Origin of the sequence: Clostridium hominis (assembly GCF_014287825.1) — a bacterium.
Lineage (GTDB): Bacteria > Bacillota > Clostridia > Clostridiales > Clostridiaceae > Clostridium > Clostridium hominis.
Genome location: NZ_JACOOO010000025.1, coordinates 19,759 through 41,950, shown reverse-complemented (window position 1 = coordinate 41,950; position 22,192 = coordinate 19,759). Strand labels below are relative to the sequence as shown.

Sequence of the window (22,192 nt, the reverse complement as noted above, 5' to 3'; positions counted from 1 at the left end):
ATTTTTTTGTATAAACTTCCAAATTAATTAGAAATTTATATTAGTATCATCAATTATTTACCTTATTAATATCTACGACTTTTTCACATAATAAACATATATGACAGGGTAAATATTGTCCTGCCAAAACAAAGGAGGAATATTATGAAGAAAAAAAATTTATCACTAATGTTAATGTCTTTAGTTATCGCTTCTGAGACTTTAATATCTATGCCTTCAGCAACAATTAAAGTTTCAGAATTAAAACCTGTAGAAGTTTCAAACCCTTCAGCGACTTCTAACAAAGGTGGAGACAGGGAATCTAAAGAAGATAAAACTAAGAAAGAAAAACATTATAAAGAAAAAGAAGAAAAGAAAGAAATGAAAAATGAGCAAAAAAATGAGAAACCTCAAGCTCCAGCTCAAAATAAAGAAGAAAAACCTAAAGATCAAACACCAACTACTCCTACTAAAGAGCAAAAACCAACAGAAGATATGAACAAAAAAACTCCAACTCCAGCTTCACCTTCACAAGATTTAAATAAAAAGCCTTGCGAAGATAAAGCTAAAAATCAAGTACCACTTGCTCCTGCGAAGGAAGAAAAGCCTTCAGAAAATATTAATAAAAAACCTATTGAGAAAGAAAAAACTCCAACTATGCCTTCTCAAGATTTAAATAAAAAACCTGCAGAAGATAAAAGTAAAACTCCAGCAGAAACTACTCCTGCTAAAGAGCAAAAACCTGCAGAGGATATAAAGCAAAAAACTCCAGCTACACCTTCACAAGATTCAACTAAGAAACCTTGTGAAGATAAAGCTAAAGACTCTACAAAAACTAAAGAGCAAATGCCAGCTGCTCCTACTAAAGAATTAAAACCAAAAGCTACAGAAGATAAAAAAGATAAGAACGAAAAAGAAGCCAAAGAAAACAAAAAATGTAAAGATAAGAAAGATAAACACGGTCATAAAAAGCATAAACATGACCACGAAGAAAAACATGATAAAAATAAAAACAACTGCAAAACTCCTTGTAGAGATTCAGAAGATCAATAAATATATTATATAATTGATATCATATTAATAAATATACATTAATATTTTGTTTATATAAAAGTATTAAAAATTTTTAATATGACTATAATTTATACTTTTAAAAAGTTCTACTACATATATGTAGCAGAACTTTTTATTTTAAGAATTATATAAATTTAAATAATATAGTAAATTATGAGAAATAATATATTTAAAGGAGTGATATTAAATGTTCAAAAGAAAACTTATAACGTTAATACTAATATCTTTAATAATAGAAAGTCTTACTATTATTAAACCTCTCATAAATTCCACTGCTTCATATAATCTTCCTTGTACTTGTGATGATGAGTTTAACTCTTTTTATACAGATGATGATAGTTCAAACAGTAAATATATTGATATTTTTTGGACTGAGAGCAATATAAAACTTTTAAACGAAAATGAACGAAAAATTTTAGATGATATCCAAAATAGAATGATTACTAACAACCGATTAGGTAAAGAAGATATTGAACAAATGTCTACACTAAAAGATGTAGTTTTTAAAAACAAATTAACCGAGGATGAATTTACTGACTTTAAAGAAATTATAGAAAAGAAAAGAAGTAGAGAAAAACTAACTACCGAAGAAGTTGTTAGGCTTAAATCCTATTTCAATTCTATACAATAACCACTTATTTTTATTTTTTTATGCAAATTATGTAATTATTAAAGCAACTACTGTAATAATAAAATCTATAAAGCCATTTACTGAACTTTGTAAAAAAGAGTTGTAGCTATACCGCTACAACTCAAAACTCATAAAAAAACTCATAACACTTTTAATAACGACACTTTAAGGCATTACTCTGTCGCCTACTTATATATTATAATTAAAATATAATTTAGTCAAATTTAACTTTTATCCCTATATTAGTAAATGATGTAAGGTAGTACATCATTCACATATGCTCTTAAAACTTCTGCTATGCTCCACGCTTGAGAATAACACCCTCTGCTTGTTGCTGCAAAATCACCATCAAAAATTTCGGCTATTCCATTTATACAACCATCCTTCATTGTATCCTCAAATACCTTGCACATATACTCAGCTTTTTCTACTGCCTCTTTAGAATAATCATTCACTTTACAATAAGCAGTTATAAAACCTCCTATTAAAAATCCCCATGTTGTTCCCATATGATAAGCACAATCTCTATCAAAAAGCTTACCTATATATTTACTTTTATAATCTTCATCCATAAAAGATAATGATCGTAACCCATAAGTAGCATATAAATGTTTATAAACTATATTTACAATACTCTTTTCTTTTTCTCTGGTTAATATTGAAAATGGTAATGAAACAGCCCAGATTTGATTTGGTCTAATTCTATCATCATTTTCATCAACTACGTCGTATAAACATCCTTTTTCTTCATTCCAAAATTTCCTGTTAAATGATTCCTTAACTTTTTCTGATAATATTTCATACTGCCTACCATCTTCTCCAAACTCCTTAGATAATATCTCCATTATCTTTAATGCATTAAACCATAAAGCATTAATCTCTACAGGCTTTCCATGCCTAGGTGTAACTACATAGTCTCCAACTCTTACATCCATCCAAGTTACTTGATCCAAGCCTCCCCCAGCATGAATTAGTCCATCTTTATCCATACCTATTGAGAAATCAGTGCTCGTTGAATATGCTTTATAAATTTCTTTTAATTTTGGATATATCTTTTCTTTAATAAAATCATAATCCTCTTCATTTCCTGTGTAATTTAAGTATTGATAAACAGCTTGAAAGTACCAAAGTGAAGCATCAACAGTATTATATCCTGGTTCTGTATTGATATCTGGAAATACATTGGGTACTAATCCATTTTTAATATATCTTGCAAATGATTCCAATATCTCTTTTGCATCATTAAATCTCTTTGTAACTAAAGTAAGTCCTTCAAAAGCTATCATAGTATCCCTTCCCCAATCAGTGAACCAAGGATATCCTGCTAGTACTGTTTTAAGGCCTGTACTTTCTCTCTTAACTATAAAGTGATCTGCTGCTTTAACAAGATTATTAGCAAATCTATCTTCCAAATCAGCTTGTCTCACTAATCCTTCTGCTCTATCTTTATATTCTTTTACTATATCAAATCCTGATTTAGTATCCAAATCTTCTATCGTGCATTTAACATAAAACTTCTTTTTTTCGAAAGGCTTTAAATTAACTTGCACTTCATAAGGAGTATAATGATTATCTACACCTAAAAAACCAGTCCTATGATCTATCATATAAAAATGATTTTCCTCAATTAAGTAATTAGGTGTTGCCATACTTGTAGGAATTAAACTTCTATCATAAAATTCTCCTTCAGAAGAATAAAACTTAATTTCCCTATCCTTATCTTTATTAGGTATTAAAGATAAACTTCTATTTCCTAAATTTATATCAAATTTTAATTCATTTTTTTCACTTACATCTGTTGATGCTCTATAATTAAATAGTGGAACTATTCTTATTTTTGCTTCATCCATTCCATTTTCTATTTCATAACATATAGCTACAGTATTATGCCCGTATTCTACTGCTATTGTTTTCTTTATACTAATATCCTCAACCCTATATATGTATTCTGGAACAGAATCAAATGTAAATCTTTCTAGATACTCTTGTCCATTTTTTGAACTTCCTATATATTGTTGAGACGTCAAATCATACTCTCTCCCATTAATTTCTATTAACTCTTGAGTTCTTGTAAGTATAAGGGTTCTATTAACTGGTGCATTTAATGATGCCACTAAATAGCCATGGAAGCATTGTGCTCCTCCACCAGCAACTGTATGATTAGCAAAGCCCCCTATCCCATTTCCTACCATCCAAATTAATTCGTTTCCTTCTTCTATACTCTTAAAGCTTCCTCTCCCATACTTATAAATCCTCTCCAAATTTATCCCTCCCATTTCTATCTCTTATTAATAGATTATATCGGAATCGTTTCCAAGTCAACGATTTTTAAGTTAAGAGTTAATATAGAATGTTTAAAATCTCTCTAAAAAAAATTATAACTATTAACTCTTAGCTTTTAACTATATAAGATTAGGGTTTATTTCATTATAAGTTTCTGACCCATATTGTTTTAATGGTACAGTGGCTGGGCCTTCTAATATCTCTCCATCTATGCCAAATCTTGAACCATGACATGGACAATCCCAACTTTTCTCTAAAGGATTCCATTTAAGTTCACATCCCATATGAGTACAAGTCGTATCAACTATATGAAATATATCCTCCGCATCTCTATATACTCCGAACTTAGATTTATCAATACTAACTATCTTCCCTTTATCTCTATCAGGCATATCTTTTGATGCAATCTTAACCTTCCCCATTATGTACTGAATCCCTACATCAGTATTCTCTTTTAAAAACTCTCCTGTTAAATATCCTTCACTTCTTGATGGCGTGAATGTACTTAAATATTTACTTTTCCCATTTATATAAAGCTGACTTAAAATAATCCCAGCTACAGTTCCATTACTCATTCCCCATTTTCCAAATCCAGTAGCTACTAATATATTTTTTGTTACTGAATTTAAATATCCTATATATGGTACGTTATCTGAAGTAATATAATCTTGAGTGCTCCATCTATATTGATATTTCTCAACTCCAAATTTTTCTTTGCCATACTCCTCTAATGCTCCATAATGATCCTCATCTTCCTTATGAGCAACTTTATGACTTTCTCCTGCTACAAGCAAAAGCCTTCTTTCTCCATCATTATAAATTCTTAAACTCCTCTTTGGTGTGGATGCATTAATAAATGTCGCCTGTGGAAATTCACCATTATATTCCCCTGCAACTACATATGATCTTTCTGGTCTTAATCTTGCGAAATAAAAGCTCAATCCATCATAAAATGGATAATGAGAAGCTATAATAAGTTTATCCGTTTTTATTTCATATCCCCCTAAACTATGTACAGTTATAATGTCTTTATACTTATCTATCGATTTCATAGGAGCCTTCTCATATATTTCTCCACCTAACTCCTCTACTTTTCTTGCTAAATAATCTATATATTTCTTAGGATTAAATTGGGCTCCTACATTAAACTTTATAGCTCCGTAAGATTCTATAGGTAATGGTATATCCATTATAAATTCACAATTAATACCTATTTCTTTACATATATCAAACTCTTTCAATACCTTTTTACTATCACTTTTATTTTCTGCATAAATATAAGCCGGAGCCCTCTCATAATCACAATCAATTTTATTCTCATCAATTATTTTCTCAATTAACTTTAAAGCCTCATTATTAGCCTCATAATATTTTTTAGCATTTTCTGCTCCGTAACGTTTATATATATCAGAATATTTTATTCCATTTTGAGGAGTTATCTTTCCTGTATTTCTCCCTGTTGCACCATATCCAATATAATCTGCATCTACCACCACAGGTTTATATCCTTCTTTACATAGCAAATAAGCAGTAGTAATCCCAACAATCCCTCCCCCTACAATCAAACACTCAACTCTCTTATCTTCATCTAGTACCCTGTATTTATTACCTTCAGAACTACTTATCCATAAAGATTTATTCATTATTAACTTCCTTTCTTTTAATTACTTCATATAAGTAGTATACCCCTGCATATTTATCCTATGTTTGATAAGACTAATCTTATAATAATAATTAATTGGAGGAAAAAATGAACGTTATATTAGATCCAAATCTCTATCATGGAGAGAATAAAAAAGATAACTTTTTTGAAGGTTGGTACTTTAAAATGGTAACTAAAGATAGAAAACACACTCTTGCTATTATACCTGGTATATCACTTTCAAAAGACTCTCACTCTTTTATTCAAGTTTTACAAGGTGAAAAGAATTCATTTAATTATTTTAGGTATCCTACCTTTAAGTTTTCTTATTCAAATTCACCTTTTTCTATCAATATAGACCAAAGCTCATTTTCATTAAAAAGACTATTATTAAATATACGTAATGAAAAGTTGAAAATTATAGGAGCATTATATTTTGATAATATAATTCCTTGGAAAGATTCAACTCTAAATCCAGGTAGTATGGGATTTTATAATTACTTAAACTTCATGGAGTGTTATAGCCAAGTATGTGCCTTAGATGGCAATATACAAGGTGTACTGACTATTAACGATGAACTAATAGATTTTCACGGTGGTAAGGTTTATATAGAAAAGAATTGGGGAAAAAGCTTCCCTTTAAGCTGGCTTTGGATCCAAAGTAACTATTTTAATGATAAAAGAGCTACTGTTACATGTTCAGTAGGCGAAATTCCTTTCCCGTTAAAAAGCTTTAGAGGATTTTTAATAGGTGTTACTGTTGATGATATATTTTTCAAATTTACTACTATGAATAGAAGTCATTTAGATATTAAACTTAATAATAATGATATTACCCTACAAGTTAAAAATAAGAATTTCAAACTTTCTTTAAAAACTAAAAGTACTAAGGATAATTTTATCCTTTGCCATGGACCTAAAGATGGTAAAATGATTCCTTATGTTAAAGAAACACTAACAGGTACTGTACAAATAGAACTATTAGATTTAAAAAATGATAAGCTAATCTATTCAGGTGAAGGCTATAATACAGGAATAGAATATGGTGGTAATTTAATAAATAGTTTAGAATAAAAAAAGAGTTGTAATATTAAATTACAACTCTAAAAACAATTATCTGTTGTTTTGTGCTTTCTTAGCTCTTCTACAAGCTAAACATCTCTTTGGCTCGTTGTCGAATCCTTTTTCTTTGTAGAATTCTTGTTCTCCTACTGTGAATACGAATTCAGCGCCACAATCAACACATACTAAAGTCTTATCTGTCATGAAAATTCCCTCCTAGGATTAAAGATTACATATGGATTAATAATTCTCAGTCTAGGAGAAAATATTATCTATCTGAACCTTTATTTAATTTAAATTTATAATTTAGTCTTTTGTTTCAAGACCTAATTATATTTTAACATAATCTTCTTATAAATCAAGTCAAATTTTATATTTTTTATACTCTTTAGAATTTTTTTACTCCCATAAAATTTAGAATTTCCCATAATAAATAATCTTATAAATAATAAATTTATAAAAATAAACCTACACATATTAATTCATATGTGTAGGCTTTTTTCTAGAATGGGTTGAAGAATCTTCCTCCATTTAACTTGGTTGCTACTAAAGCTGCTATAAATACGCATATTACTACTGCTATAGCTATATAATCCCTCTTTTCAAAAGGTCTACCACTATACCAAGTACGCTTTTTATTATTTCCGAAAGCTCTAAGTTCCATAGCTGAACTTATACTTTCTATCCTCTCTAAACTTGAGAATATAAGAGGCATAATTATAGCTGCTGAATTTTTTATACGACTAGTTAATCCAGCCTTTTTAGACATATCTATTCCTCTAGCTTGTTGCGCAAAAGATATATCGTGATAATCTCTTTGGATATCCGGTATATATCTTAAAGCTATAGCAACAGAATAAGATATTTTATAACTAACTCCTATACGATTTAATGATGCTGCAAATTCACTTGGGTTAGTGGTAACCATAAATAGCAACGCCATTGGTATTATAGAGAAATATTTTAAAGTTACATTAAACTGATAAAATAATTGTTGTGTTGTTAATGTATAAGGTCCAACAAGATGGAAAAGATCCGTTCTTGAATTATATATCTCAACTCCCTCATAAGGTGAAAAGAAAAATATAGCAATATTATTTATAAGTAGAAATACTAAAATAAAATATAATACAAAAGAAATATCCTTAAATTTTACTTTAGACACTTTAAACATAATAATACTAAATATAAACATTGCACCTAATATACGTGTATCATAAGTAACCATAGATGCTAAAGCCCAAAATACTAATGCAATAAGCTTAGTTGCTCCTGTTAGCTTATGAATAGGTGATTTTAAGTCTTGGTATTCTAACATAGCACTCATTTCGCTCTAACACTCCTGTCATAATCAATAAATCTCTTAACAAAATTTCTTGGATTTTCTAAGTTAGCCTTTAAAGCTAGTTCATAAACTGATGTCTCTTTAAGATTAGCAGCTTCTATTACCTTACTATCTGTAAGAATATTTGCAGCTGTATCATCAGCTATCTTTAATCCATCAGCTAAAGCAATAGCTCTATTAGTGTACTCTAACATTAAATGCATATCATGAGTTATCATGACTATAGTTACACCTTTATTATTTATTTCCTTTAAGAATTCCATTATTTCTGTATAATGTTTAAAATCTTGCCCTGCTGTTGGTTCATCTAAAATAATAACCTCTGGATTAAGTACTAAAATAGATGCTATAGTAACACGCTTCTTTTGCCCATAGCTAAGAGCTGATATCGGCCAATTACGGAATTCGTATAATCCACATATCTTTAATGTTTCATGTACTCTTTCCTTAATCTCTGACTCACTAACACCTCTTACTTTAAGCCCTAAAGCTACTTCATCAAAAATCATAGTTTTAGATATCATTTGATTAGGGTTTTGCATTACTATACCAATTTTTTCAGCACGTTCTTTTATAGATTCATTTTTAATATCTTTTCCATTAAATAGTATCTTTCCTGCTGTTGGTTTATAGAACCCACATATAAGCTTTGAAATAGTAGATTTTCCTGCACCATTTTTACCAACGATACTTACCATTTCACCTTTATTAATCTTAAAGGATAATCCATGTAAAATTTCTTTCTTTTCGTTATATGCAAACTTTATGTCTTGAAGCTCTAAAATAGCTTCATCGTTTGTAACTGCAACTTCTTCTTTTACATCCTCTACCCATGATTTTAATTTTTCTTCATAGGAATCAAGTTTTACAGTATCTATATGCTCTGGAGCTATTTCAGGAGTTATTTTACATCCTGCATACTTTAAAGCTGTTATATATAACGGTTCTCTTATTCCTGTTTCCTCTAATATATTAGAAGATAATAATTCATTTGGAGTGATATCAGCTTTTATAACTCCTCTATCTACAACTATTATTCTATCAATACTTGAGTGAAGAACATCTTCCAAACGATGCTCTATAATAAGTATTGTCTTATTTGTCTTTTCTTTTATTTGATCTATAAGTTCAATAGCATTCTTCCCAGTAGCAGGATCTAAGCTTGCTAATGGTTCGTCAAATAATAGTATGTCCACGTTATCTACCATAACCCCAGCTAGTGTAACACGTTGCTTTTGTCCCCCTGATAATCTATGAGGAGCAGATTCTAGGTGATTATCTATTCCTACTATCTTTGATACTATATCAACTGTATCCTTCATCTCATCTTGAGGAACACAATCATTTTCTAATTTAAAAGCAATATCTTCCCCTACTGTTAACCCAATAAATTGGCTATCTGGATCTTGAAGTACTGTTCCAACAACATTTGAAAGCTTTGCTATACTCATATCCTTAGTTTCTTGCCCGTTTATTTTAAGACTTCCTGTTATTTTACCTTCATATGAGAAAGGTACAAGTCCATTTATACAGTTTGATAATGTACTTTTTCCTGATCCAGATGGACCAACTATAAGTACTTTTTCACCTTCATATATAGTTAAATTTATATTGTTTAGTGTTGGCTTCGCTTGAGCTCTATATTGAAACGAAAAATCTTTGAACTCAATTACAGGTCTTTTCATATAAATCTCCCTCTTTACCTTCTGTTCGTCTATTTTGTTCATACTTAAAAATAATACTATATTTTTTAACTTCTGTATATCGCGAAGTTTTTCCATAAGCTATCTAAAAATACCGGAGAACATTACCCCGGTATTAAAAATTTAAGTATTTACTAAGCTATGTCGTCTTCTCTATCTAAGCTTCCTTTTTTAACTCTGCTCTTTGCATAAGAGTAAAGTAATATAGTTCCTAGTACTGCTACTGTAATCATATTTAAGAAACCAGCTACAGCTCCTTGTACATATACTTTATTTGCAGGCTCAGCATATATTAATATATCTAATGAAGGTGCTACAACAAACCACGCTATTGCATTTGCTACAAATTGATATATATTAAATAATATCATTTCTTTTTTACCAAATTCACCTTCATTAATCTTTAATCTCTTAGCTGAAAATCCAATAACTAATCCAACTATTGCAGAAGCAATTATCCAACTGAACCATGGTGACCCATATGCAGTTAAATCAGTTAAAGTATGTCCAATAAACCCTATAGATACCCCAGCTATTGGTCCAAATATTACTGCCATTAAAGCTAAGAATCCATAAGCTGTATTAAATGTAGTATTTGGGATTGGAGTTGGAATCGCTGCAAAACGTGCTAATATCATGAAAACTGCTGAACCGATACCTATAGCAACTATTGTTTTTATGCTTAAGTTGTTTTTCATCTACTTCTTCTCCCCTTGTTTTTTTATTATTAGTTTAAAAATATTATAATAATATTATTCGTAAATTATTCTTGGAGCCTTTCTTATTGATATTCTCCAATTTGTACCTGTTTGTATGTTATATGCCTTAGAGAATGAACCTTGATTTATAGCAACTGCTAAACAATCTAATGAGTTAACATAAACTAAAGTTTCTCCAACATGTACTTCTGCAAAAGAAGTTGCAAATACCATTATGTTTCTATAAACTTCTCTTGTATCATTTTTAATAGATACTTCTACTCTATCACCATAGTTGATACCGCTATTCATAAATAATTCTCTACCAATGTTTGTCCAAAGACTTCCGAATCTTACATCTAGAACATCTATTGTACCTGTAACTGCTTCTCCGTCCTTAGCTGGTTCTACAGTTGGTAATTCAACTATATCTTCAACATTTATCTTAGGTCCAACACCTTCAAAATCTATTACTCCAGCAGCAAGTCTAGCACCTGTATAAGCATATACATCTCTTCCATGGAATGTATAAGATGCTCCTGAGTTTGGTAATCTATTTATATTTTCATCTATCTCTCTCGCTTCAACAATTCCACACATACGTTTAACATGTGTTAATGTTCCATTGTCTGGAGTAACTATATATTGTCCTGTAATAGTTTTTGCTACTATACTCTTTCTATCAGTTCCTACTCCTGGATCAACAACTGATACGAAAACTGTACCTGACGCCCAATATGTAACAGTTTGAATTAATCTATATGAAGCCTCCCAAATATTATATTGTGGAATATCATGTGTTAAATTAAATATTCTTAAATCGCAATCAACTCCGTGCGCAACTCCATACATAGCACTAACTGCACCATCAGCTAAACCAAAATCCGTTTGAAATACTAAAGCACTTTTCATGTCTTTTCCTCCGTCATGTTAAATTTACACTCCAAGTATATTACACGAACATTACTTTAGTCAATACATTTTTTGTTCGTTGTTGTAGTTTTTTGTTCTATTTTGTTGAATTATTGTTTTTAGACATACCTTTCAAGTATACTTTTATTAAGTAGTTATAGTCAAGTACATTTATATACATACTATTAATATACTAAACAATACTTTATAGGAGGTTATTAAGACGTCTAACTAATATCGTCTTAAGATAAATTATGAAAATTTTAGATAAATCATTTTATAATATCGACGCCCTTTCTCTTTCTAAAAAGTTATTAGGTAAAGTTCTTGTAAACCAAGTAAATGGAAAATCTCTTAAAGGAATAATCGTAGAAACAGAAGCATATATAGGCGCTGTAGATAAAGCCTCACATGCTTATGGTGGTAGGAGAACCGAAAGAACTGAAACGTTATACGGAGAGCCAGGAATAGTTTATGTTTATTCAATATATGGAATGTATTTTTGCTTTAATGTGATTTGCGGTGAAAAAGATGTTGCAGAAGGAGTGCTTATCAGAGGTTTGGAACCATTAGAAGGTTTTGAAGAAATGTCTTTTAATCGTTTTAAAAAGCCATATGAAGAGCTTACAAAATCACAAATAAAAAATCTTACTAACGGACCATCAAAGTTATGTATAGCTATGAATATAAATAAAAGCAATAATAAAGAAAAGCTTATAAAAGAAAACTCACTTTATATTGAAGATCATGACATCGAAGTTTTACCTTCAAATATAGTAGAGACTACAAGAATAGGAATAGATTACGCTGAAGAAGCAGTTCATTTCCCTTGGAGATTTTATATTAAAGATAATCCTTATGTATCAAAAAAATAAAGTACGAAACACTTCAATGGAAAATTATAAATGATAAATTATAAATTAAGGAAAATTTCCTTGAGAGGAATTAAAAAAAGAAACTGCCTTAGCAGTTTCCACCTTAATTTAGAATTATGATTTTATAATTTTTCATTAAATAAAGTGCTTCGCACTTTTATTCACTTATTATCTTCTTCTAACCTTAAAAGAAACTCTTTCTTATCTATCCCTTCAGCATAGCCTACCATTTTACCATTTGCTCCAATAACTCTATGACAAGGAACTATAATAGCTATAGGATTTTTGTTATTTGCTCCTCCAACAGCTCTTACCGCCTTAGGATTATTAATTTTTTCTGCTATATATTTATAGCTTACCTTTTCTCCATAAGGTATTTCTGAAAGTGCTTTCCATACACTTAATTGAAACTCTGTTCCTTTTAGAAATTTTATATTTAAATCAAAGTCTTTTCTTTTTCTATCAAAGTATTCTTTAAGCTGTTTTTTACACTCAATAATAGCTCTATTTTCGCTACTCTCCGAACATTCATCACAAAAATAAACTCCAGTAATACTATCTTCATCAGCTTCTATTTTTATTTTCCCTATAGGTGATTCATAATAACTACAATACATATCCATTCCTACCTTCAACTAATCTAGGTAACCATAACCTATAATATCTAAAAATCCATCATTTACAAATATAACTTTATTATTAGGTATCGTTCCTGTATCTTTCCCAATGAAGTCTATTTTATACACCTCTTCGTCAATATATCTCTCATCAAGAATAATACCACTATCTTTAGTCAAAACTACTCTCTCAACAGATGCCTTTAAATAATCTCCATCTAATTTTATCTTATCTTCATCTTCTAGCTTTTCATATACCACTCTTTTAAGAGTATTTAATTTCCCATCTTCTAACTTAGTGCACCCTACTAATATTATTGTTAACACTAAAGATAAAGCTAATATTATTGAATATTTTTTCATTTTCCCACCATCCATTTATACCATTTAATAAATATACGTTTAATAACTTTGCTTTTTATGGCTATTTTTAAATATACAGTAATTATTATCTTAAATTCTATCAATATATAGAATTTTTTTAAATATTTTTTAAATAAAAAAGGAACAAGAGTTAACTCTTGTTCCTTTTTATATCCTATTTCAATGTCCTAAACTCATAGCCTAAATCTTTCAAATAAATTATAGCTTCATTTAAAAACTCTGCCTCATTTATATTTTTATCTGTATCATGCATTAAGACTACTATTGTATCATTATTTTTTTCCATTTTCTTAACATATTTTTTTAGATTATTCATCATTTGATCTTTACTTAAAACTGCTGAGTGAGCATCTCCATTTACTATATTCCAATCTATGAAAGCATAATCTTTTTCTGTTAACACCTTATCTATTGCTCCAGTTCTCCAAGAATTGTGACCTCCTGGAAATCTTATTACTCTTGTATGAAAGCTTTCTCCTAAAACCCCTCTCATACTTTCTAAAGATTTATCCATATCATTCATAAAAGCATTTACATTAACATAACTATTGGGATATAGTACTTCATACTTATGACAATATCCATGATTACCTATAGAATGACCTTCTTCAACCATTCTTATCAATGCAATTCTTGAATCTTCACTTTTCTCAAGCATTGATCCTAAAACAAAAAATGTAGCTTTCACATCATGTTCTTTAAGAACATCTAGAACCTCTGATGTAACTTTGGTAGATGGTCCATCGTCAAAAGTCAAGTATGCACTTTTCCTCCCATCCGCTGATTGAAAATTCCACTTAACTAAAGCATTTTCAACAATCTTTGCATCATCTGCGTTTGGATCTTCTGATAATGATAAATAATTTAACTCTCTTCTCTTAGCCTCCTCTATTTCATCGAAACTTACAGAAACTTCATCCCCTTGCATTTGAGCTATTTCGTCTTCAGTTTTATATACTTTAACACCTAATATCATAAATGCACTAACTATACAAACGGCTATAATATAACTTACTATAAAAACGATTTTCCCTTTTTTCATCTTAAAGCCTCCTAACACTACTACTTCAAAATTATTATAACCATCAATATAAAATATATTATTTTATAACAAAGAAATAATAGGTCAACAATTGAAAATTACAAATGCTAAATTAAAAATTATAGAAATTCAAAAAAAGAAACTGCAAAAGCAGTTTCATAATTAATTTTTATTATTCATTTTAAATTTTTAATTTATTAAAGTCTATGAGTTCCTTCTCCTAATTTACTTGTATAGAATAATGGTCTTATTCCTGTTACTTTTTCATAGTTTGTTGATACTTTTTCTTTAAATTCATCTACTTTAGCTTCGTCTACTAGAGCTATAGCACATCCTCCAAAGCCTGCTCCTGTCATTCTAGCACCAATACATCCTTCTATTTTAAGAGCTTCGTGAACTAGTGTGTCTAAATGTAATCCTGTAACTTCATAATCATTTTCTAAAGATATATGCGATTTAGTCATTAATTCTCCAAACCCTTTAATATCTCCCATCTTTAATGATTCCATTGATTGTTTAACTCTTTCATTTTCAGTTACTACATGCATAGCTCTTCTCTTTACAGCATCATCTGTTATTAATGAATTAATATCTTCAACTGTTGCTGCACAAAGATTTGGTATTTTTTCTTCTTTATTTGAGTTAATTATTTCTAAAGCTTTTTCACACTCGCCTCTTCTTTCATTATACTTAGAATCTGCAAGTTCTCTTCTTTTATTAGTATTCATAATTACTAAGCTATAATTTCCAAGTTTTAATGGAGCATATTCATAATAAAGTGAATTACAGTCTAGAAGAATTGCATTATCTTTTTTTCCTAAACAAACCGCAAATTGGTCCATTATACCACAGTTAACTCCAATAAATTGATTTTCAACTTTTTGACAAAGTCTTGAAACTTCAACCCTATCTATCTCTTCACATTTTTCAGGATTTTCTAAATAAAGTACAATATAAGCCATTAAAACTTCAAGAGCAGCTGATGAAGAAAGTCCAGCTCCATCTGGAAGATTACTATAGAATAAAATATCCATTCCACCTATTTTATGACCTCTATCCTTAAGTTCCTTAATAACTCCCTTTGGATAATTACCCCAATCATCTTGTTTATCGTAAACTAATTCTTTATCTAAATTAATTACAACTTCACCTTTAACATTTTTTGATCTCATTCTTACTATATTATCTTCTCTTAAAGTTAGAGCTCCATAAATCCCTACTGTTAATGCTGCTGGAAAAACAAATCCTCCGTTATAATCAATATGTTCTCCTATCAAATTAACTCTGCCTGGTGAAAGGAATGTAATTATCTCCTTATCAACACTCCCATATTCTTCTCTAAATAAATCCATCATTTCATTTTTATTCATCTTAACCTCTCCTTTTTATAAATTAACTTTTATTTATACCTATATAACTGATTTTATAAATTTCTCCAAAGCGGCTTGTCCTTTTTCATCTCTCTTAAACACTCCTGAATCTTCTAGAACCTTAGAGAATATTACACCAACCTCTTCTTTAACTAAAGCTCTCGCTTCTTCAATTTTCATATTACTATTTTTATTAAGCATTTCTTCAATCCAATCTATATGCTTATTTAAATCATTATCCTCTAAAGCACTTTCTCTATTATAAGAAAGTTCTCCTGAAATAATTCTTGATATCTTTTCTAATTCTTTTTCTAATCTTCCTGGCAGAACAGCTAGTCCCATAACTTCAATTAAACCGATATTTTCTTTTTTAATATGGTGTAATTCCTTATGTGGATGGAATATTCCATCTGGATGCTCTTCCGAAGTTCTATTATTTCTTAAAACAATATCAAGCTCAAAAGCTCCATTATTTCTTCTAGCTATTGGAGTAACAGTGTTGTGTGGAGTATCTCCTGTAAATGCCATCACATTATTTTCTTCATCTGAGTATACCTTCCACGCTTCAAATATTTCCATAGCAGCATCTATTAAGGTTTTCTTATCTTCTGACTTTAATCTTATAACAGTCATTGGCCATTTTACTGTACCAATTTCAACATTTTTGAACTTAGCACTTTCATAACGCTTTTCAATCTTAGCCTTCTCCATCGGAAAGACATGTCTACCACCTTGATAATGATCATGAGTTAATATTGATCCTCCAACTATAGGTAAATCTGCATTTGAACCGATAAAATAATGTGGGAATTTATCTGTAAATTCTACTAACCTCTCTAAAGCATCTCTTCCTAATTTCATTGGACTATGTTCACCTTTAAATACTATGCAATGCTCATTATAATAAACATAAGGCGAATATTGCATATACCAATCATTCCCTTGTAACTCAAAAGGAATAACTCTATGATTATGTCTTCCTGGATGATTTAATCTTCCTGCATATCCGACATTATCTATACACAAAAGACATTTTGGATAAGAGGATTGTTTAACAAGTTTAGCCTTAGCTATTTCTTTAGGATCCTTTTCAGGTTTTGAAAGGTTAACTGTTATTTCTAAATCACCATATTCAGTTTCTGCTAACCAATATAAATTCTTTGATATTCTTTCTGTCATTATATAATTTGAAGCTTTACTCAAATCATAAAACCAATTTGTAGCGTCTTCTAACCCTTTACGATCTGCTATCTTATTAAACCTTTTTACTACTTCTCCTTCACGTGGCATTACTAACCCCATAACTCTTGAATCAAAAAGGTCTCTATATGTTACAGTATCTTCTTCTATTAACTTATTCTCTGCTGCATAATCTAAAATGTTTTTTAATATTTTAACTGGCGTCTCTTCTACTACCTCTTCTATTTCTCCTTCATAAGGAGATTCTACTTTCAATAAATCTAACAACGCATTTCTTGAAGGAATAACATCCCACTTTGAAATCATCTCTTTTTTTAATGCAAATTTTAAAAGCCTTTCTATTTCATATCCTATATTGACCATCTTTTTTGCCTCCTATATAAATTATATTTATTAGTTACATAAACTCTCTGCCTTTGAAGACTTCTTGTATTACTAATGTAGCTGCACCAATTACAGCTGCATTTTCTCCTAAATCTGATTTTAATATTTTTACATTCTCACTTGAAATCTTTAATCCTCGTTTTTTAACTACTTCACTTAAAGTCTTAATCATAATTTTATCTTGTTCAAATATCTCTCCTACTAGAACTATAAGTTTTGGATTAAGTATATTAACTAAACCTGAAATACCAACACCTATATACCTAGCCGTCTCCTTCAAAACAGTAATTGATAATTCATCACCTTTTGATGCTGCTATTGATATATCTCTAATACTTATTTTTTCAATATCTTCAACTTCATTAGTTAATAAAGTCTTAGCTCCTTGCTTTATACTTCTAATTACCTTTCTTTCAACACTTCTATTTGATGCAACAGATTCTAAGCAACCATAATTCCCACAATTGCATAAAGCTCCATCTTGCTCTACTACCATATGACCAATTTCACCTGCGCTGTAATCTACTCCATAATAAGGCTTATTATCAATTATTATTCCAGCACCTATTCCATTAGAAATATTTATAGCTACAAAGTTATCTATTCTTTTAGCGGCTCCAAATAAACTCTCTCCTAAAGCTATTGCCCTTACATCGTTATCTAAAAATACTGGGTATTCAAATTTTTCTTCAAGTACTGACTTTACATTTACATTTTCCCAATTGTAATAAGGGGCATATTGAGATATCCCTAGCGTTGGATTAACAACGCCATGCATAGCCACACCTATTCCAACTATTTTATTTCTATCTATTTCAGATATTTCTACAACTTCATTAATTAAATTAACTAAGTTTGCAAATACATACTCTTCACTAACATTACTTTCATCTATGTATATAGATTTCTTTGCAACTATCTCAGCGCCTAAATCAGTTAATACCACATCTATACTTCCCACGCCTATACTTACACCTATTATATATCTAGCTTTTATATTAATCTCTAATATTATAGGCGGCCTTCCTCCACTAGATTCGCCTATACCTCTTTCTATAAGATAATCACTTTCAATTAATATTTTTGTAATATTTGTTACACTAGCGGGGGTAAGCCCTGTTAATTTAGCAATATCAGCTCTAGATAAACTTCCATTATTTTTTATCACTTTCAATATAGCTTCAACATTAAGCTTTTTCATTAATTCGAAACTACCTTTAACTACTTTACTCATTTAATCACTTCTTTATTAATTATATTAATTAAGTATACAAAACTTATATGTAATTGTTACCATTAATTTTATTTTATCATATTTTTATAAAAAGTAAATATACTTTTATATATACAGTATATTTTATTTGTTGGAGTTATGATTAGATTATTGTTCCACTCAAAATACTTACTATTTTACTCATTCTTCTCCTTCTCGTTTTTCTATTATATATAAATATATATATTTCATTTACTCCATCATTTAAATATAAATTTTATAATAGTAAGTATTTTGATTAATTAAGCAGAAAAAGTGTGTTACTTCTAAAAAGTATCACACTTTCTTATTCTAAAATATTATAAAGTAATTATAGCTTTACTTGCTAAATACCCAATCATTATAGTTGCTGCATTCCATATTGCAATTCCTGGTAGTGAATATAAAGTAAAATTTATTACTCCATCTCTTAAAGTTCCTGCTGTCAATGATACAAGCGTTCTCGCTACAGGTACTAATCTACAAATAAATATTCCTTTATTTCCAAACCTTTCACAGTACATAGTAACCTTATCTACAGATTTTCTTGTTTTAGGAAATTTTGAATATATCCAATGTAATACTGGATTTCCTACAAAGTATCCAACATAATACAAACATATACTTCCTAATATTCCTGCCGCAACCGATATAATTAAAACAAATAAAAAGTTATACTTACTATGTGCAACTAGAGCTCCTATGGCCGGCATTATTATTCCAGCTGGAAGTCCTGGTAAGTTTAAATACTCTAAATATACAATTATAAACAAAAACCATAATCCGTATGTTTCAAAATAAACCATTGCTTCATTTATACTACCCATATTTCTAGCACCATCTTACTTTCATAACATAATTTTTATTATACTTACATTATAGTATACTCCTTACGGAATAGTATATAGCAACACTCTTAATTTTTTCTTAAAACTTTATTATCATAACTCCAATCTGCCCTACTTTTATCTCATCTTTGAAGTTAACTTTTTTATTTGTTACTAATTCACGTCCATAACCTTTTATATCAAATTTAATATATCTCTCTTCTTCTGAGTTATTTAAAATAACTAGAACTCTATCATCACCATACTCTCTTGTAAATCCAATTACTTCATCTTTACAATAAACTATATCAAAATCTCCATAAATCAATGATTTATTATTTTTCCTTATGTTAATTAATGTTTTATAAAAATTAAGCAATTCTTTATTCTGCTTTTTCTCATCCCAAATCATACATTTTCTATTATCAGGATCATCTTCACCGGTTATCCCAACTTCATCTCCATAATAAATATATGGTACTCCTACATAAGTAAACTGCATTGTTATCGCCAGTTTCATTCTCCCTATATTATTATTACACTCATTTATAATTCTCTTTGTATCATGACTTCCTACTAAATTCCACATCTGCTTTGTAATACTATTCATATAAAGCATCCTATTAGCAGATAATATATCTAAATACTCTAATGCTGAAATATTATGCTTTCCAAAGAAATCTATAGTAGCATTCTTAAAAGGATAATTCATTATTGAATCTAGTTGATCCCCTTTCAAGAAGGAATTTGCCTCATGCATTATTTCCCCAACTATTATGGCATCACTTTTAACACTTTTTACTTCTTTCCTAAACTCTCTCCAAAACTCATGAGAAACCTCATCACAAACATCAAGTCTCCAACCATCTATATTTATTTCTTTTACCCAGTACTTAGCAACACTTAATAAATATTCTCTAACCTCTTTATTACTAGTATTTAATTTGGGCATATTACTACACCCATTTGCAAAGGTATAATAATTGCACTTTTTTATATCTACCGGAAGACTATCTATAAAATACCAATCAACATACTTAGAATTCTCTTGGTTTGCTAATAAATCTTTAAAAGCAAAAAAATCACTTCCTGAATGATTAAAAACAGCATCAAAAACTATCCTAATACCCTTTTCATGACAAGTTAAAACTAATTCCTTAGCATCTTCTAAAGTTCCAAAGGTAGGGTCTATTTCAAAATAATCAGCTGTATTATATTTATGATTTGTACTTGATTTAAATATAGGAGTTAAATAGATTAAATCTATTCCAAGTTCCTTCAGATAGTCTAACTTCTGAATAATACCTCTTATGTCCCCTCCATACATTGAATGTCTTCCAACTTTCCCCTTTCCCCAATCTTTTATATAATCAGGATTAATATCAGGATTTCCATTAAAAAATCTATCTGGGAAAATTTGATATACTATTGATTCTTGAAGCCATTTTTCTTCTTTATACAAATCATCATCTGATATATATGGGAATTGAAAGGCAGCTACATCTATATTGGAATAATCTACCCCTAATAACCCCCTTTCAGTATATATACATATATTGTTTTCTTTATCCTTTAACTCAAAATAGTATCTATATCTATTTCTATATATGGATAACTCAACTTCATAATATGTAAATATTTCTGTTTGAGCCACTATTCTCATAGGTTTTCTTTTATATTCACTTTCCCAATCATATCTACATCTATATAAAACAGAGCATTCCTCTATATCATCTGTAGCAACTCTTATTCTTAATACTAATGTATCTATATCTTTTCCATATGCATATGGTACATCTAAAACATGATAGATTGCATGTTTATTCATAATAATCACCTCATAACTTCTTCTTTTAATACATCTTATATTAATACTTGTTGCAAACGATTGTATATTTTAAATATAATATATATATAATTAATACAATTTATGGGAGGGTATTATGTACGAGAGTTTTATATCAGATATAAGTATATTTAGTAACGAATTTGATTCTTTTATAGATACTAGAAACAGACCGGCTATACTTTATAACATACGACAAAAACATATCGGTGAACTTAGGGATGTTGTTCCTTGTGACTTAAAAAGAGATGATTTACTTATTTGGAATGCGGTATTTGCTAGAGAAATAATAAGAAGTGGAGTAGCAAAAACCTATCTTCACCCTGTTTATAATAAATATTATGAAAAAATAACTAAAGCTACTGAGCTACCAGTTCTTCAAACTATTGAACTAGATATGGCTAATACATATTTAGAATTATTAATAAGTGATATTGAAGTTAAAGATAACTTTATAGTAAATAAAATCTTACAGTATCTTCATATGAATATAGAAAGTCATGTTTCCTTAGAAGATATTGCACATAATCTTGATATAACGCCCCAATACGCTGTATCATGCTTTAAAAAACATATGGGTATTTCTTTAATGAAGTACTCAAAAAAAATAAGAATTGATAGATCAAAAGTATTACTTATGACTACAACCAAAAGCATTCTTGATATAGCCTTAATCCTAGGATTTTACGATCAAAGTCATTTTAGCAAAACCTTTAAATCCTTTGAAGGAGTTTCCCCTTCAGAATTTAGGAATACACACTATAAATAAATTGCGCACTAAGTGCGCAGTCCAAAAGTCGACTTCGTCGAGTCCAATAGCGCCTACGGCAGTTCAAGATATTTACTCCGTAAATATCCACAAGCCTTTTTAATTCTAAGCAATTGCTCTCGGACTTTGACGAAGTCAAACTTTTAACTCTTACTAAATAAATAATTATTACATAGAAGAAAATGATAAAATTAATAGCGTAAGAAACATAGAATGAGCTTTAGAACTTTAGTCACTATCGTTGTGAAAATGCGTTAAGAAATTTAAATGTTTGAGCATAGCGAGTTTTTAAATTTT

Annotated in this window: 20 protein-coding genes; 5 read left to right on the top strand and 15 right to left on the bottom strand. The window is 29.4% G+C overall.

All coding sequences use genetic code 11. The annotated features are described in order from the left end of the window. Positions 1–144 precede the first annotated feature (144 nt). Positions 145–1,032 carry a hypothetical protein gene (locus H8S20_RS11690; RefSeq protein ID WP_186860227.1) on the top strand — a complete coding sequence of 296 codons (888 nt, stop codon included), beginning with the start codon at positions 145–147 and terminating at the stop codon, positions 1,030–1,032. Positions 1,033–1,240: 208 nt separating this feature from the next. Continuing rightward, on the top strand, positions 1,241–1,684 hold the full coding sequence (locus tag H8S20_RS11685) for a hypothetical protein (protein ID WP_186860226.1): 444 nt from the start codon (positions 1,241–1,243) through the stop codon (positions 1,682–1,684). Positions 1,685–1,926: 242 nt separating this feature from the next. On the opposite strand, the gene H8S20_RS11680 is transcribed toward H8S20_RS11685, so the two are convergent. Both H8S20_RS11680 and H8S20_RS11675 read right to left on the bottom strand, forming a co-directional pair. After that, the gene (locus H8S20_RS11680) at positions 1,927–3,945 is read right to left on the bottom strand and encodes an amylo-alpha-1,6-glucosidase (RefSeq protein ID WP_186860225.1); all 2,019 of its coding nucleotides are present in this window, start codon (positions 3,943–3,945) and stop codon (positions 1,927–1,929) included. Between the two features lie 141 nt (positions 3,946–4,086). Then, positions 4,087–5,610 carry an FAD-dependent oxidoreductase gene (locus tag H8S20_RS11675; protein WP_186860224.1) on the bottom strand — a complete coding sequence of 508 codons (1,524 nt, stop codon included), beginning with the start codon at positions 5,608–5,610 and terminating at the stop codon, positions 4,087–4,089. Between the two features lie 107 nt (positions 5,611–5,717). On the opposite strand from H8S20_RS11675, the gene H8S20_RS11670 reads away from it, so the two are divergent. Beyond that, positions 5,718–6,683 (top strand): tocopherol cyclase family protein, encoded by a 966-nt coding sequence (locus H8S20_RS11670; RefSeq protein ID WP_032119593.1) that lies wholly within the window; start codon positions 5,718–5,720, stop codon positions 6,681–6,683. Positions 6,684–6,722: 39 nt separating this feature from the next. On the opposite strand, the gene H8S20_RS11665 is transcribed toward H8S20_RS11670, so the two are convergent. The 5 genes from H8S20_RS11665 to H8S20_RS11645 form a co-directional block, all read right to left on the bottom strand. Beyond that, positions 6,723–6,875 carry a zinc-ribbon domain-containing protein gene (locus H8S20_RS11665; RefSeq protein WP_032119594.1) on the bottom strand — a complete coding sequence of 51 codons (153 nt, stop codon included), beginning with the start codon at positions 6,873–6,875 and terminating at the stop codon, positions 6,723–6,725. Between the two features lie 298 nt (positions 6,876–7,173). Then, positions 7,174–7,998, bottom strand: a complete 825-nt coding sequence (locus H8S20_RS11660; protein ID WP_032119595.1) for an energy-coupling factor transporter transmembrane component T family protein — start codon at positions 7,996–7,998, stop codon at positions 7,174–7,176. Further along, on the bottom strand, positions 7,995–9,701 hold the full coding sequence (locus H8S20_RS11655; RefSeq protein WP_186860351.1) for an ABC transporter ATP-binding protein: 1,707 nt from the start codon (positions 9,699–9,701) through the stop codon (positions 7,995–7,997). The genes H8S20_RS11660 and H8S20_RS11655 overlap by 4 nt, the downstream gene beginning before the upstream one ends. Positions 9,702–9,853: 152 nt before the next feature. Beyond that, positions 9,854–10,417: an ECF-type riboflavin transporter substrate-binding protein gene (locus H8S20_RS11650; RefSeq protein WP_032119597.1), complete on the bottom strand. Its 564-nt coding sequence runs from the start codon at positions 10,415–10,417 to the stop codon at positions 9,854–9,856. A 54-nt stretch (positions 10,418–10,471) separates the two neighbouring features. Further along, the gene (locus H8S20_RS11645) at positions 10,472–11,329 is read right to left on the bottom strand and encodes an SAM hydrolase/SAM-dependent halogenase family protein (protein WP_186860223.1); all 858 of its coding nucleotides are present in this window, start codon (positions 11,327–11,329) and stop codon (positions 10,472–10,474) included. Positions 11,330–11,583: 254 nt separating this feature from the next. Between H8S20_RS11645 and H8S20_RS11640 the strand changes: the two genes are divergently transcribed. After that, positions 11,584–12,204, top strand: a complete 621-nt coding sequence (locus tag H8S20_RS11640) for a DNA-3-methyladenine glycosylase (RefSeq protein ID WP_186860222.1) — start codon at positions 11,584–11,586, stop codon at positions 12,202–12,204. 161 nt (positions 12,205–12,365) lie between these two features. Here H8S20_RS11640 and H8S20_RS11635 read toward each other — a convergent pair whose 3' ends face one another. From H8S20_RS11635 to H8S20_RS11600, 8 genes are all read right to left on the bottom strand, one after another. Further along, positions 12,366–12,821, bottom strand: coding sequence for a methylated-DNA--[protein]-cysteine S-methyltransferase (locus H8S20_RS11635; RefSeq protein WP_186860350.1), 456 nt, complete (start codon positions 12,819–12,821; stop codon positions 12,366–12,368). Positions 12,822–12,839: 18 nt separating this feature from the next. After that, positions 12,840–13,184 carry a hypothetical protein gene (locus H8S20_RS11630; protein ID WP_186860221.1) on the bottom strand — a complete coding sequence of 115 codons (345 nt, stop codon included), beginning with the start codon at positions 13,182–13,184 and terminating at the stop codon, positions 12,840–12,842. A 175-nt stretch (positions 13,185–13,359) separates the two neighbouring features. Further along, positions 13,360–14,247 carry a polysaccharide deacetylase family protein gene (locus H8S20_RS11625; protein WP_051986947.1) on the bottom strand — a complete coding sequence of 296 codons (888 nt, stop codon included), beginning with the start codon at positions 14,245–14,247 and terminating at the stop codon, positions 13,360–13,362. A 197-nt stretch (positions 14,248–14,444) separates the two neighbouring features. Next, positions 14,445–15,617 (bottom strand): galactokinase, encoded by a 1,173-nt coding sequence (locus tag H8S20_RS11620; protein ID WP_186860220.1) that lies wholly within the window; start codon positions 15,615–15,617, stop codon positions 14,445–14,447. Positions 15,618–15,656: 39 nt separating this feature from the next. Beyond that, positions 15,657–17,180, bottom strand: coding sequence for a UDP-glucose--hexose-1-phosphate uridylyltransferase (gene galT, locus H8S20_RS11615; RefSeq protein ID WP_186860219.1), 1,524 nt, complete (start codon positions 17,178–17,180; stop codon positions 15,657–15,659). A gap of 34 nt (positions 17,181–17,214) precedes the next feature. Further along, a complete protein-coding gene (locus tag H8S20_RS11610) occupies positions 17,215–18,435 on the bottom strand; it encodes an ROK family transcriptional regulator (protein WP_186860218.1) in 1,221 nt (406 codons plus the stop codon). A gap of 338 nt (positions 18,436–18,773) precedes the next feature. Then, a complete protein-coding gene (locus H8S20_RS11605) occupies positions 18,774–19,280 on the bottom strand; it encodes a DedA family protein (RefSeq protein WP_032119610.1) in 507 nt (168 codons plus the stop codon). Between the two features lie 100 nt (positions 19,281–19,380). After that, positions 19,381–21,108 (bottom strand): glycoside hydrolase family 13 protein, encoded by a 1,728-nt coding sequence (locus H8S20_RS11600; RefSeq protein WP_186860217.1) that lies wholly within the window; start codon positions 21,106–21,108, stop codon positions 19,381–19,383. Between the two features lie 115 nt (positions 21,109–21,223). Here H8S20_RS11600 and H8S20_RS11595 point away from each other — a divergent pair, with 115 nt between their 5' ends. Next, on the top strand, positions 21,224–21,895 hold the full coding sequence (locus tag H8S20_RS11595; RefSeq protein ID WP_186860216.1) for a helix-turn-helix transcriptional regulator: 672 nt from the start codon (positions 21,224–21,226) through the stop codon (positions 21,893–21,895). Positions 21,896–22,192 lie beyond the last annotated feature (297 nt).

Excerpts from the sequence above, each read along its gene's own strand:
- H8S20_RS11600 (WP_186860217.1), bottom strand. The coding sequence starts at position 21,108 with ATGAATAAACATGCAATCTATCATGTTTTAGATGTACCATATGCATAT.
- H8S20_RS11645 (WP_186860223.1), bottom strand. The coding sequence starts at position 11,329 with ATGAAAAGTGCTTTAGTATTTCAAACGGATTTTGGTTTAGCTGATGGT.
- H8S20_RS11650 (WP_032119597.1), bottom strand. The coding sequence starts at position 10,417 with ATGAAAAACAACTTAAGCATAAAAACAATAGTTGCTATAGGTATCGGT.
- H8S20_RS11665 (WP_032119594.1), bottom strand. The coding sequence starts at position 6,875 with ATGACAGATAAGACTTTAGTATGTGTTGATTGTGGCGCTGAATTCGTA.
- H8S20_RS11685 (WP_186860226.1), top strand. The coding sequence starts at position 1,241 with ATGTTCAAAAGAAAACTTATAACGTTAATACTAATATCTTTAATAATA.
- galT (WP_186860219.1), bottom strand. The coding sequence starts at position 17,180 with ATGGTCAATATAGGATATGAAATAGAAAGGCTTTTAAAATTTGCATTA.
- H8S20_RS11625 (WP_051986947.1), bottom strand. The coding sequence starts at position 14,247 with ATGAAAAAAGGGAAAATCGTTTTTATAGTAAGTTATATTATAGCCGTT.
- H8S20_RS11630 (WP_186860221.1), bottom strand. The coding sequence starts at position 13,184 with ATGAAAAAATATTCAATAATATTAGCTTTATCTTTAGTGTTAACAATA.
- H8S20_RS11605 (WP_032119610.1), bottom strand. The coding sequence starts at position 19,280 with ATGGGTAGTATAAATGAAGCAATGGTTTATTTTGAAACATACGGATTA.
- H8S20_RS11610 (WP_186860218.1), bottom strand. The coding sequence starts at position 18,435 with ATGAGTAAAGTAGTTAAAGGTAGTTTCGAATTAATGAAAAAGCTTAAT.
- H8S20_RS11675 (WP_186860224.1), bottom strand. The coding sequence starts at position 5,610 with ATGAATAAATCTTTATGGATAAGTAGTTCTGAAGGTAATAAATACAGG.
- H8S20_RS11640 (WP_186860222.1), top strand. The coding sequence starts at position 11,584 with ATGAAAATTTTAGATAAATCATTTTATAATATCGACGCCCTTTCTCTT.
- H8S20_RS11670 (WP_032119593.1), top strand. The coding sequence starts at position 5,718 with ATGAACGTTATATTAGATCCAAATCTCTATCATGGAGAGAATAAAAAA.
- H8S20_RS11690 (WP_186860227.1), top strand. The coding sequence starts at position 145 with ATGAAGAAAAAAAATTTATCACTAATGTTAATGTCTTTAGTTATCGCT.
- H8S20_RS11660 (WP_032119595.1), bottom strand. The coding sequence starts at position 7,998 with ATGAGTGCTATGTTAGAATACCAAGACTTAAAATCACCTATTCATAAG.
- H8S20_RS11595 (WP_186860216.1), top strand. The coding sequence starts at position 21,224 with ATGTACGAGAGTTTTATATCAGATATAAGTATATTTAGTAACGAATTT.
- H8S20_RS11655 (WP_186860351.1), bottom strand. The coding sequence starts at position 9,701 with ATGAAAAGACCTGTAATTGAGTTCAAAGATTTTTCGTTTCAATATAGA.
- H8S20_RS11635 (WP_186860350.1), bottom strand. The coding sequence starts at position 12,821 with ATGTATTGTAGTTATTATGAATCACCTATAGGGAAAATAAAAATAGAA.
- H8S20_RS11620 (WP_186860220.1), bottom strand. The coding sequence starts at position 15,617 with ATGAATAAAAATGAAATGATGGATTTATTTAGAGAAGAATATGGGAGT.